At 50.1% G+C, this 10,244-nt stretch carries 12 protein-coding genes; 9 read left to right on the top strand and 3 right to left on the bottom strand.

Annotated elements, in window-relative coordinates; translation table 11 throughout:
- The first annotated feature begins 264 nt into the window (after positions 1-264).
- Both B880_RS0112100 and endA read left to right on the top strand, forming a co-directional pair.
- A complete protein-coding gene (locus B880_RS0112100) occupies positions 265-792 on the top strand; it encodes a SprT family zinc-dependent metalloprotease (RefSeq protein WP_157060551.1) in 528 nt (175 codons plus the stop codon).
- 180 nt (positions 793-972) lie between these two features.
- Positions 973-1,683: a deoxyribonuclease I gene (gene endA / locus B880_RS0112095; RefSeq protein ID WP_017347678.1), complete on the top strand. Its 711-nt coding sequence runs from the start codon at positions 973-975 to the stop codon at positions 1,681-1,683.
- Between the two features lie 986 nt (positions 1,684-2,669).
- Here endA and B880_RS0112075 read toward each other — a convergent pair.
- Both B880_RS0112075 and B880_RS0112070 read right to left on the bottom strand, forming a co-directional pair.
- Entirely contained in the window at positions 2,670-3,380 is a 711-nt protein-coding gene (locus tag B880_RS0112075; protein ID WP_017347674.1) for a hypothetical protein, read from the bottom strand.
- A gap of 9 nt (positions 3,381-3,389) precedes the next feature.
- Positions 3,390-3,845, bottom strand: coding sequence for an Hcp family type VI secretion system effector (locus B880_RS0112070; protein WP_017347673.1), 456 nt, complete (start codon positions 3,843-3,845; stop codon positions 3,390-3,392).
- 370 nt (positions 3,846-4,215) lie between these two features.
- On the opposite strand from B880_RS0112070, the gene B880_RS0112065 reads away from it, so the two are divergent.
- From B880_RS0112065 to ruvX, 5 genes are all read left to right on the top strand, one after another.
- The gene (locus B880_RS0112065) at positions 4,216-4,788 is read left to right on the top strand and encodes a GNAT family N-acetyltransferase (protein ID WP_017347672.1); all 573 of its coding nucleotides are present in this window, start codon (positions 4,216-4,218) and stop codon (positions 4,786-4,788) included.
- Between the two features lie 132 nt (positions 4,789-4,920).
- Positions 4,921-5,652 (top strand): 16S rRNA (uracil(1498)-N(3))-methyltransferase, encoded by a 732-nt coding sequence (rsmE, locus tag B880_RS0112060; protein ID WP_017347671.1) that lies wholly within the window; start codon positions 4,921-4,923, stop codon positions 5,650-5,652.
- Between the two features lie 70 nt (positions 5,653-5,722).
- Positions 5,723-6,667, top strand: a complete 945-nt coding sequence (gene gshB, locus B880_RS0112055; RefSeq protein ID WP_017347670.1) for a glutathione synthase — start codon at positions 5,723-5,725, stop codon at positions 6,665-6,667.
- A 92-nt stretch (positions 6,668-6,759) separates the two neighbouring features.
- Entirely contained in the window at positions 6,760-7,323 is a 564-nt protein-coding gene (locus B880_RS0112050; RefSeq protein WP_026042601.1) for a YqgE/AlgH family protein, read from the top strand.
- Entirely contained in the window at positions 7,323-7,742 is a 420-nt protein-coding gene (ruvX, locus tag B880_RS0112045) for a Holliday junction resolvase RuvX (RefSeq protein ID WP_017347668.1), read from the top strand. The genes B880_RS0112050 and ruvX overlap by 1 nt, the downstream gene beginning before the upstream one ends.
- A gap of 210 nt (positions 7,743-7,952) precedes the next feature.
- On the opposite strand, the gene B880_RS0112040 is transcribed toward ruvX, so the two are convergent.
- Complete coding sequence (locus tag B880_RS0112040) at positions 7,953-8,954, bottom strand: type IV pilus twitching motility protein PilT (RefSeq protein WP_017347667.1); 1,002 nt, start codon at positions 8,952-8,954, stop codon at positions 7,953-7,955.
- Between the two features lie 15 nt (positions 8,955-8,969).
- Here B880_RS0112040 and B880_RS0112035 point away from each other — a divergent pair, with 15 nt between their 5' ends.
- The gene (locus tag B880_RS0112035; protein WP_017347666.1) at positions 8,970-9,677 is read left to right on the top strand and encodes a YggS family pyridoxal phosphate-dependent enzyme; all 708 of its coding nucleotides are present in this window, start codon (positions 8,970-8,972) and stop codon (positions 9,675-9,677) included.
- A gap of 12 nt (positions 9,678-9,689) precedes the next feature.
- On the top strand, positions 9,690-10,244 hold the full coding sequence (locus B880_RS0112030) for a YggT family protein (RefSeq protein ID WP_017347665.1): 555 nt from the start codon (positions 9,690-9,692) through the stop codon (positions 10,242-10,244).

Here is a 10,244-nt window from a genome sequence, read left to right as displayed (position 1 = left end):
CTGGCACATGGATGTGCCAGCGGATCGCAGGATGCGGATTTCTTTGCAGTCATACCCCCCATTGTCTGACCTGCCACCTGAATCCACAGCAGCTTTCCAGCACATTGTCTAACTGCCACCTGAATCCACCGCAGCTTCTCAACAAACAGAAAGAAAGGTCAAAACACGCGCCTGACAAACCGAGATACCTCGGCCTGTCAGGGGAACTGTGCCGCAAAGTTATCCCTCTTGTGTTCTACAACTCTGACGCTTATGCTGGCGGCTATGAAAGCACCCCGACTCCCCATTGCTCTGCAACAGGCCGCTATGCGCTCGTTGCGTCACTATTTGCACATCGCCAATCTGCACTTTAAACGTGAGTTTCCTGAGCCGAACCTGATCTACCAACAACGTGGCACCAGCGCCGGTACAGCGTGGCTGGAACGTTGGGAAATCCGCCTTAATCCCATATTGCTGCAAGAAAATCAGCAAGCCTTTGTGGATGAAGTGGTGCCACATGAGCTGGCACATCTGCTGGTATGGAAAGTGTTTGGTCGCGTTGCGCCTCACGGCAAAGAGTGGAAATGGATGATGGAAACGGTGCTCGGTGTACCTGCCCGACGTACCCACAAATTCGAAATCGCCTCAGTGCGTAGTGCCACGTTCGCTTATCGTTGCCAGTGCCAACAGCACAACCTCACGGTTCGCCGCCACAACAGAGTGGTGCGTGGTGAGACGGAATACCGCTGCGTCCATTGCCGCACTGTGCTGAAACCCGGTGAGTTCCAGCCAGATGACAGCTCAGCACCTTAACGCACATCACTGGCTGCAAACTCAGATAAAACGGCACTCAGCTAAATAATCATGGCCTTTGATATCACCCGTACATCCGCGCTATTCAAGCCAGTGCGAAACTGACCAATATTCTCATACCACCGGCTGCGGGGTTCTGCTAACCTCCCGCGCCTGAATAATTTTTCGTAAGTATGGAATATGTTTCGCAAAATTTTACTGGCAGCCCCTCTGTTACTCTCCCCGCTGATGGCATGGAGCCTGAACCTCGACAACTACCATCAAAACAATTTTCAGCAGGCAAAAACCTACGCAGCAGAGATCAATGCCGATGCGCCGGGCAGCTTCTACTGTGGCTGCAAAATCAGTTGGCAAGGTAAGAAAGGCGTGCCAGATCTGCAAAGCTGTGGCTATCAGGTACGTAAAAATACCAACCGTGCGGAACGTATTGAATGGGAACATGTGATGCCCGCGTGGGAGTTCGGCCACCAGCGCCAGTGCTGGCAAAACGGTGGGCGTAAAAACTGCGCCAAAGATGCCGACTATCGCCGTATTGAGAGCGACCTGCATAACCTCGAACCGGCAATTGGTGAAGTTAACGGTGACCGCAATAACTTCCCTTACAGCCAGTGGAACGGGGGTGAAAACCAGTATGGCAAATGTGAAATGCAAATCGACTTCGCTGGCAAACGTGCTGAACCACCGGCCCGCGCCCGTGGTGCCATTGCCCGCACCTATTTCTACATGCGTGACCAGTACCACTTGGTGATCTCACGTCAGCAAACTCAGCTGTTTACCGCGTGGAACAAGCTCTACCCGGTCACCGCCTGGGAGTGCGAACGCGACCAGCGCATTGCACGCGTACAGGGCAATCATAATCCTTACGTACAGCAAGCCTGCGCTCAGCGCTGATAATTATTAGGGCGATGCGCAAGCGTCGCCTTAATGCATGATGAGAGTCCGGATGGAGTATCTATCATGGTTAAAAAGTCAGGCATCAATGATGCCAACTCGTTAAATAGTCGAAGATGCTACTTATTACATTCGCTATGATGCGAATGATGTTATAAACACACTTAATCAGCTTCTTAATGAGCGTCAGAAAACTAAAACGGCGGGACTGGATTTTACAGACAACAACTTCGCAGATAAAAAAACTCACTAAGAATAGCCACAACCACCACCACTCATACAGATAGTAAAGAAAAACCTCTTTAGCTATTATCATAGCGAAGAAGACATACCCAAGGAAATCACCCATTAGTCGAATCCGTTTTCTTAGTTAGATCAGCATCCATGTTAAAACATATCGCAAGATACATTACCCATGAGTATAAAATCAATGATATATTATGCTGAATGCATTAACCATCAACTCCATCACTTATATTTGTCCGGATAAAAAAACCATAACAACACAAATAAAATAATTATTGTTGCCACAGTAAGTCGCCACCAGTAATCAGGGAAGAACTTAACATAGAACACACCTGGAACAATCATAATTAACCAAATGCAAATTTGATATGAAACGATTCCAATAAATCGCTTCACTACCGAAAGCAGCTTTGTTAAGACATAGGTTATAAATCCCTTCATGCCAAAGCCCTCTTGTAGCTTAATTAGCATTATTTTATCAGCAGACGACTCCACCACCAAAAATCTTGCTTACAGTAAGAAATCATTTTATTTATCTTTATATGCTTTATAGAAAGGGAAAAAGAAATAAAAAAAAGACGTGAATAAAGTTAATTGCCACCAGCATGATGGAATGATCGTCATAAATATCACTGCTGAAGTTATAATCATAATTGGAAATTCATATGCGCGTAAAAACTTCCATGGCAGGTAACAAATGCACTTAAGAATAAAAATAAAAACCCCCCATAGATTTATCTTCATAAACCAAAAGCCTCTCTTAAGTGCTTTTCCTTCTCTTTTAGAGTATACGTCACATAAAACTTCATTTTATTTATAACAGACTTTAAAAATGGCTCTATGAAAAAATACAACATTTCAAGATTAAAAACACAAAGAGCCTGATAATAAAAAGGATAAAGCAGCCTCAATCTTCTGGCAGATAATGCAGCCTTGTGCACATACCCGTAAATTGCCATAAAGCTAAAAAAATTTTCAGCCCTTTGGTTTAAAACTTTTCGCATTCGCAGTTCTATTTTTGTATTACGTGTAATCTCTCTGGCCATAGTATAGGCGATACCGGCATTAACCGTAGATCCTACTGCAATTTTTCTTGCCAGGTTAGTTCCCATGACAATGGCAGTTTTTGAATCCTCCACCGTCTTTTTAGGATTATCTTGCAATACGCACTCTATATAAAGTGCAATCATATCGAATATAACGTTCGACCTTTCAATTAGCGCTTTTAAAGATAACAACATCCTACTATCTTCATGCTTTAACTCTTCACAAACTCCCTGATATTTAGATGTAAAGCATGATGAATACCAGCTCAATCGTTCGAAACCACCCGCAAGGTTTTCCAACGCATTATTCACCTCTTGCGGCAAATTGCGAATCCCGCCCTCCAGACTCATCGCCAGATGTCGCTCTCCATCCAGCTTCCATTTCAAGTAATCCGAATGATTCATCTCATCCCCTCAGAACACAGAAACGTTATTTTTTACATTCCAACCGGCGCGAACTTCGGCAGCTCGGCCACCATCTGGTCGTTGATCCCAGTACTGGATTTTGAAACAGTCGGCTTCAAACTCATACTCCGCCAACGTGCCTTCTGAGGTTTCATCCAGACTGAATGCGACAACACGAGCGCCTTCGAGGGTAATACGGTAGAACTCCTGTTGTTCCCCTCCAGCTTTACATGCTGCCAGCACGACCTTGCTCAATGGATTACCCTTGGCGGCGTGCAGCACCAGCGGCGGTGTGGCTTTATCCAGCATGGCGTTAACACGTAGGTTGCGAAAATTCACTGTGCCGCCAAAGCGCTTGTCTCGCTGGCCGCCCCAATGGTAGTCCATGACATCTAACCAGTCGCTGTGCTGTGCATCCTGACTGGAGCCGTTGATGTGGGATATTTGTAAATAGAGTGCATTCATTCCTTTACTCCTTTTTATTTCGCCGGAGTGTAAGAAATTCCCCCTATTCAGAAAACCAACTTTACAAAAATAGAAAAAATATAAAATTAATATCTAAATGAACTTAATTGAACCGCTAAATAAACATCCGCCAATAATTTACCCAGCGACACAATATGTCGCAAATACCTCAGTTAAAATCAGGTTCCGATATGTTATTGGGTACGAAACAGCGCAGCAGGCGTGTTCAGCTTGTTAACGTCCACAGCCGGTATTACCCGGCACTCAAGCCCGCCCCTGTCTCTGAATCAATTTCACCTCGCCGGAGAAAAAAGCGTGATACGCTCAGGTGGATTACGTAGACAAGCAATGTTGAGGAAAAAGTAAAACCATGGACAGAAATCTTACCGTAAATGCTGCACAACACAGCGATATCGAAGGCGTGCTGGCGTTGCTAAAAAAATATCACGCTAACAGCATCAGTGATGAAGACCGCAAAGACGGTTTCGTCACAACCAACATCGATGCGGCGCAGTTGGCTGAGCTGATTGAAAGCGAAAATGGATTAGTTGTCGCGAAAGATGGCGACCTGGTGGTGGGCTTTGTTATTGCCGGTTCCTGGCAGTTCCTGCAGCGCTGGCCCATGTTCGAATACATGACCGGTGAATTGCATAAGTACACCCCTTACGGCGAGCAGTTAGACAGCAACAACAGCTATCAGTACGGGCCAATCTGCATCGACAGCGCCTATCGCGGCAACGGCCTCGCTAATCAGCTGTTTGACTGCTCAGCGCAGATTATGGCGCAGCGCTTTGCTTACCTGGTAACGTTCATTAATAAGATCAATGGCCGTTCCTATGCCGCCCATACCCGCAAGTTACAGCTGGATGACAGCGGCTCCTTTGGATTCAATAACAATCAATATCACCTGATGACGCTGGATCTCCGCCCTCTCACCGCATAATCCCCAAGCCCGGCCAGGCTACCTTGCCTGGCCGTTTTGCCCTTTCCCCTTGCCAGCCAGGAAATCACTGACCTAAACTACCCTTTTTCCGTTAGCCGTGACCGATCACGGCGCGATCCAGGCAGGAACCACATGCGTATACCTCGCATCTATCACCCCGAACCTCTTACCGTTGGCAGTGACATTTTCCTTGAGGAAGATGCCGCCAATCATGTTGGCCGCGTACTGCGCATGGGGGCGGGACAAGAACTGGAATTGTTCGATGGCAGTAATCTGACTTTCAAAGCAGAAATCGCACAAGCCGATAAAAAGCGTGTCAGAGTCTCTGTGCTGTCCAGCCAACTGGACGATCGTGAATCTCCGCTGCACCTGCACTTAGGCCAGGTGATGTCCCGTGGCGAAAAAATGGAATTCACCATCCAAAAATCGATTGAACTGGGTGTAAATGTCATTACCCCCTTGTTTTCCGAACGCTGCGGCGTAAAGCTGGATGCAGAACGGCTGGCTAAGAAGATCCAGCAGTGGCAAAAAATTGCCATTGCCGCCTGTGAACAGTGCGGACGTAATCGCGTACCGGAAATTCGCGAGGCAATGACGCTGGAAGCGTGGTGTGCTGAGCAGGAAAACGGTTTAAAACTCAATCTGCATCCGCGCGCTAACCAGAGTATCAACACCTTGCCGCTGCCAGTTGAGCGCGTAAGGCTCCTGATTGGCCCGGAAGGTGGCCTGTCAGCAGATGAAATTGCCATGACGGCACAACAAGGATTCAGCGATATTTTGCTTGGGCCACGCGTACTGCGCACAGAAACCACGGCATTAACCGTGATCACGGCACTCCAGGTGAGGTTTGGCGATCTGGGTTAAGGGATAATCACTCGCGACAGTCCCCCCACAGCGAACGCTGCACACAACAGGTCTCTTGAAGGAGAGAGTAATGATTAAGCTTGGCATCGTGATGGACCCGATTTCATCCATCAATATTAAAAAAGACACCAGCTTCGGTTTCCTGCTGGAAGCACAGCGCCGTGGTTATGAAATTCACTACATGGAGATGGCCGATCTCTCCCTGCGTGGCGGCGTTTCTTACGCCCGCACTCGTCTGCTCAGCGTTGAGCAGAATTATGATAAATGGTACGAGTTTGGCAGTGAGCAGGTGATCAAACTGGCCGATCTGGACGTGGTTCTGATGCGTAAAGATCCACCGTTTGATACCGAATTCATCTACGCGACCTATATTCTTGAGCGCGCAGAAGAGCAAGGCACATTGATTGTGAACAAACCACAAAGCCTACGTGACTGTAATGAGAAGCTCTATACCGCGTGGTTTGCCGACCTGACGCCAGACACTCTGGTAACACGCAGCAAAGAACAGCTGCGCGCGTTCTGGCAGGAGCACGGTGACATCATCATGAAGCCACTGGATGGGATGGGCGGTACCTCGATTTTCCGCGTGAAGCAGGACGATCCTAACTTCTCGGTGATCACTGAATCTCTGACCAACTACGGCAACTTCTACTGCATGGCGCAGAACTATGTGCCCGCCATTACCGAAGGTGATAAGCGCGTTTTAGTGGTTGATGGTGAACCTGTGCCTTACTGCCTCGCACGTATTCCGAAATCGGGTGAAACCCGTGGCAACCTGGCTGCGGGTGGGCGTGGTGAAGCGCGTCCACTTACCGAGAAAGATTGGGAAATTGCCCGCCGCGTTGGACCGACGCTGAAAGCCAAAGGGCTGATCTTCGTCGGTCTCGATATCATCGGTGATAAGCTCACCGAAGTGAATGTGACCAGCCCAACTTGCGTACGTGAGATTGAGGCAGCGTTTCCAATCTCCATCAGCGGTATGCTGATGGACGCGATTGAGAAACGCCTGGGCTGAGTTTAATGCATGTGCCAGATAAGGCACAGCATTCCACCCGCAACCGGTGCGATCGCCCGCACCGGTTTAAAAATTTTGGTAGCACAGTGACGATGAATTTACAGCATCACTTTCTGATAGCGATGCCTTCGCTACAGGACCCATTCTTCAAGCGCGCAGTGGTTTATATCTGTGAGCATAATGCTGAAGGCGCGATGGGGCTGATAGTCAATAAGCCCATGGAAAACCTGTCGGTAGAAGGGATTCTGCAGAAACTTAAAATTACCTCTAATGAACGCGATCCCGCCATTAGTCTGGATAAACCGGTTTTTTCCGGTGGGCCACTGGCTGAAGATCGTGGTTTTATCCTACATTCCGGGCCGCGAGTGTTTAACTCAAGCATTCGCATTTCAGATACCACCGTGATTACCACCTCCAAAGATGTCCTCGAAGCCATGGGGAGCAAGCAACAGCCCGAGCAGGTTTTAATGGCGCTCGGCTACTGTGCCTGGGAGAGTAATCAGTTAGAGCAGGAGCTGTTGGACAACGCCTGGCTAACCACTCCCGCTGATAGCACCATTTTGTTCCACACCCCGATTGCTGACCGCTGGCGTGAAGCCGCTCGCTCACTGGGTGTAGATATGCATAACATGACTAACGATGCCGGACACGCCTGATGAGCAGCCAGACACTACTCGGTTTTGATTTCGGCACCAAAAGTATTGGTGTTGCTGTCGGCCAACAACTTACCGGCACTGCCCGCCCGCTGGCAGCGCTGAAAGCCCAGGAAGGTACGCCCGACTGGCAACTGATCGAGAAACTCCTGAAAGAGTGGCAGCCTGATTTCGTGGTAGTCGGATTGCCACTGAATATGGATGGCACCGAACAGCCATTAACCGCACGCGCACGCAAGTTTGCTAACCGCCTGCATGGCCGTTTTGGCGTGCGGGTTGAGCTTCAGGATGAACGCCTCAGCACCGTTGAAGCGCGCTCGACTCTGTTTGAGCGCGGTGGTTATCGCGCGTTGAATAAAGGCCAGGTGGATTCACAGTCCGCAGTGATTATCCTTGAAGACTGGTTTGAAACGCATTACTGAACAGCCGTGCCAGCCGTTACTGCTGGCACGTTTTCAGCACCTCAATACCTGAGCACCTCCACATCTCAGCACTTGATCATCCCAGCATCTCAGCATCTCAGCATCTCAGCATCTCAGCATCTCAGCATCTCAGCATCTCAGCATCTCAGCACAACATTATCGACACTGCGCTGTACCAGCCAGAGTGATTCTGTGCCTGGCACGCCAACATTACTCTGTCGTTATCAGCCCCTGATCAATACGCTGCTGCTGAGACTGAGCAAAAGTTTGCATGCCTTGTTGTGCCCCGGTTTCCAGCACGCCGGGTAGTTGATGTAACTTCCCTTCACGAATCAGATTGGCTGCCGCCGGGGTGTTCACTAACAGTTCATGCAGCGCAACCCGCCCACCCGCTTTCGCGACAACCAGCTTTTGCGCCAGCACCGCATTCAGGCTTCCCGCCAGTTGAGTGCGCACCAGGTTTTTCTCCTCAGCCGGGAAGACATCCACCAGTCTTTCAATCGCCTGCGCGGCCCCTCGGGTATGCAGCGTGGCCAGCACTAAATGCCCGGTTTCTGCGGCGGTTAATGCCAGGCGAATCGTGGCACTGTCGCGTAGCTCGCCGATGAGAATGACATCCGGGTCTTCACGCAATGCGGCTTTTAACCCCAGGCTAAAGCTCTGACAGTGCTGGCCTATTTCACGCTGCTGGATCAAAGATTTCTGGCTGTGGTGTAGAAATTCAATCGGATCTTCCAGGGTGATGATGTGCCGCGCTTGTTGCCGGTTCAAAGCATCGACCAACGCCGCCAGCGTGGTCGTTTTGCCACTGCCTGTCGCCCCCGTCACTAGCATCAACCCATGTTCCCGCAGCATCAGCTGCGGCAGTTGTGCAGGCAGCAAGAGATTTTCCATCACCGGTAAACGGTTGCTGATGATACGCAGCGCCAGTGACAGCCCCTGGCGTTGAATAAACAGATTAGCGCGCAGCCGCTGCCCGCTGGTCAAGGTGATGGCAAAATCCAACTGCCCTTCGGTTTCTAGCTGTTCACGCTGCAGGCTGTCCAACCAGGGCTCTATGGCGGCTTCCAGTGCCTGTGCGCTAATTTCTACCCGGTCTGGCACCGGCTTAAGCGTTCCACCGCAGCGCCACCACGGCAAATGTCCGCTACAAAGGTGCAGATCGGCGGCGTTATGCTTTACACTAAGCGCCACTATTTCATCCAGCTGCATAATGTTCTCCTGACTATGACCTCAATCCAGCACAACTTACAGCATCTGCGCGAGCGTATTAGCGCCGCTGCGCGGCGTTGCGGGCGCGATCCGCAGGAAATAACTTTACTTGCCGTGAGCAAAACCAAACCTGCGAGCGCGGTCGTAGAAGCGATTGCCGCCGGGCAGCAGACCTTTGGCGAGAATTACGTGCAGGAAGGGGTTGAAAAAGTGCAGGCGCTGGCCGCATCTCAAGGCATTGAGTGGCATTTTATTGGGCCGTTACAGTCCAATAAAAGCCGCCTGGTGGCTGAGAATTTTGCCTGGTGTCATACCGTAGACCGGTTGCGCATCGCCCAGCGTCTGAGCGATCAGCGCCCGTCACATCTGCCACCGCTGAATGTGTTAATTCAGGTAAATATCAGTGACGAGAACAGCAAATCTGGCATCATGCTCGAGGAGCTACCGGCGCTGGCTCAGCAGGTCGCAGCCCTGCCTAACCTCTGTTTACGTGGATTGATGGCCATTCCCGCACCGGAGAGTGATTACGAGCGTCAGTTGGCGGTCTGCCAACAAATGGCCGCCGCGTTCAACGCCCTGAAACAGGATTTTGCCACCATTGACACGCTATCATTAGGCATGAGCGACGATATGGATGCCGCCATCGCCGCAGGCAGCACGATGGTGCGTATCGGCACCGCTATTTTTGGCGCTCGTGATTATACGGGCTCCGTACAACAATAACTGAGGACATCCATGTTAACACTGACGTTTTTAGTCAAGACGCTGATCGATCTCTATGTGATGGTTTTACTGCTGCGAGTCTGGATGCAGTGGTCGCGTTGTGACTTTTATAATCCCCTCGCCCAGTTTGTGGTGAAACTGACCCAACCGGTGATCAAACCCCTGCGCCGTATTATTCCGGCCATCGGTCCAATTGACACCGCCTCGGTGCTGTTAGCCTTTGTCCTGACCACCATTAAGTACCCAGTGCTGATGTTGGTGCAGTCCGGTGACTTTGCCATTTCGGTTTATAACCTGCTGTTTGGCCTGATTTCCCTGTTGAAAGCCGCCGGTAGTCTGGTGTTCTGGGTAATTATCATCCGCTCCCTGCTGAGCTGGATCAGCCAGGGCCGTAGCCCAATTGACTATGTGTTGATCCAACTGACGGAGCCGTTAATGGCACCGATTCGTCGCGTGTTACCTGCCATGGGCGGTATCGATTTTTCCGCGATGGTGGTGATTCTGATTCTGTATGCGTTGAACTACCTCGGCATGGACCTGTTCCAGGGCCTGTGGTTAGCGCTGTAA

Origin of the sequence: Pantoea sp. A4, from assembly GCF_000295955.2 — a bacterium.
Taxonomy (GTDB): Bacteria; Pseudomonadota; Gammaproteobacteria; order Enterobacterales; family Enterobacteriaceae; genus Pantoea; species Pantoea multigeneris.
This window is presented reverse-complemented; position numbering and strand designations above follow the sequence as displayed.